The 1,707-nt window shown below is 50.7% G+C and carries 2 protein-coding genes; one reads left to right on the forward strand and one right to left on the reverse strand.

Going from position 1 to position 1,707, the window contains the following annotated elements:
• Positions 1-257: hypothetical protein (locus tag EJP87_RS18725; RefSeq protein WP_227657708.1), on the forward strand; the 257-nt coding region annotated here is incomplete at its 5' end.
• On the opposite strand, the gene EJP87_RS15925 is transcribed toward EJP87_RS18725, so the two are convergent.
• The gene (locus tag EJP87_RS15925) at positions 250-1,068 is read right to left on the reverse strand and encodes a flagellin N-terminal helical domain-containing protein (RefSeq protein ID WP_130472835.1); all 819 of its coding nucleotides are present in this window, start codon (positions 1,066-1,068) and stop codon (positions 250-252) included. The two genes, EJP87_RS18725 and EJP87_RS15925, sit on opposite strands and share 8 nt — an antisense overlap.
• Positions 1,069-1,707: the final 639 nt, after the last annotated feature.

Here is a 1,707-nt window from a genome sequence, read left to right on the forward strand (position 1 = left end):
CGTACCTCCGTTGGTTGGCCATTGTATCTGGCTTACCCGAACGAGGCAATTGTTACATTCCGTCTGAGGCAACACAGAACAGCAATCGACTCATGAAATCTATAGCCTGTTCCCGTGTTGTCGCCATTGTTTGGTCAACCAAGGCAGAACAAGCGAACCTGCACGGTATATACAGACAAAAAAACCCCTTGCCAGAGAGCGTTACTCCGGCAAGGGGCAGTGATCAAACCAAACGCACAGTTGTCACTATTATTTGAGCAACTGCAGAATAACCGAAGGTTGTTGGTTGGCTTGGGCCAGTACCGCTGTGCCAGCCTGTTGCAGAATGCTGTTCTGCGTCAACTTGGCCGTCTCTGCCGCCATATCCGCATCCACAATCCGGGAACGGGCGGTGGAAGTGTTCAAGGAGATATTGGACAAGTTGGTCACTACCGACTCAAAACGGTTTTGATAGGCACCCAGGCTGGCGCGCACAGTGGTCACCGAGTTGATCGCAGTATCCAAGGTGGCAATGGCGGTTTCGGCATTGGCTTGCGTATCGACAGTGGCAGCATTGATTGCCAGATCGGTTGCCGTGGCACCAGTAATGGTGAAAGCGATGGTCTGCGCTGTATAGGCACCCACATGGAACACCTTGTTGGCAAAACCACCTGAGAGCAATACTTGACCATTGAACTGTGTGGTGTTGGCGATACGATCAATCTCTGCAATCAATTGATCCACCTCTTTTTGCAGATCTGCACGATCGCCGCTGACATTGGTATCGTTGGCAGACTGCACGGCCAATTCACGAATCCGTTGCAAGGCGGCGGTCGTCTCCGACAGGGCACCCTCAGCCACCTGAATCAAAGAGATGGTATCATTGGCGTTGCGAACCGCTTGATTCAAGCCACGGATTTGCGCAGTCATACGATCACTGATTGAAAGACCGGCCGCATCATCAGCGGCACTATTAATGCGCAACCCGGAAGCAAGGCGCTTGAAACTGATGCCCAGCGCATTGGTAGAACCTGCCAGTTTGTTCTGAGCCTGCAGGGATGCGATATTGGTATTGATTGCCATAGCCATTGTCTGTTCCTCCTAAAAATTAATTGGCGAATAGTCTCTGCTATTCACATATCTCTTCCCTGATTGGAGGTGGGCCACTCATTTTCGGTGATTGGCCCGATCACCTGCATGAATCTGTCAGAGAGCTCGTTCTCCGCGAACCACTCCAAACAGATTATACCGACTGGTTAGAGCAATGAACCGCCGCATGTCGGCAGGTCAACAGTTGCCCAACCTTTTTATATGCACATATTTTGCTTTACCTTGTCGCACCTTATACAGCACGCACAGCTCACAACCTGGTAAAGCCTCTATTGGCAATAAGAGCCAGGAAACCAGCGCAACCATGCGCTATCCGCACTCTTCATTGTCCTGCTTAAATCAAGGAGAGTTCGTCCTCCATTCATTAACCAATGATGAACCATTACCTCAGCCTACCCGTTTATTGGGTTTGCCTTCGACCTTTCCACACTGTGTGTACCGTCAACCTGCACCTATGATTCCGCCATAAGTCATGTTGCCGCATACCGCCTCCACCAAACCTCACAATTTGCCCCGCCTATATCCAGGATTCAGCCATCCATGATTGTCGCCTGCTCTTCTGCTGCTCTCCGCACCAAACTGGAAAGGCAGTGAACAGACAAACATCTGCTCTGTATT

The organism is Candidatus Magnetaquicoccus inordinatus, assembly GCF_004217665.1.
Lineage (GTDB): Bacteria > Pseudomonadota > Magnetococcia > Magnetococcales > Magnetaquicoccaceae > Magnetaquicoccus > Magnetaquicoccus inordinatus.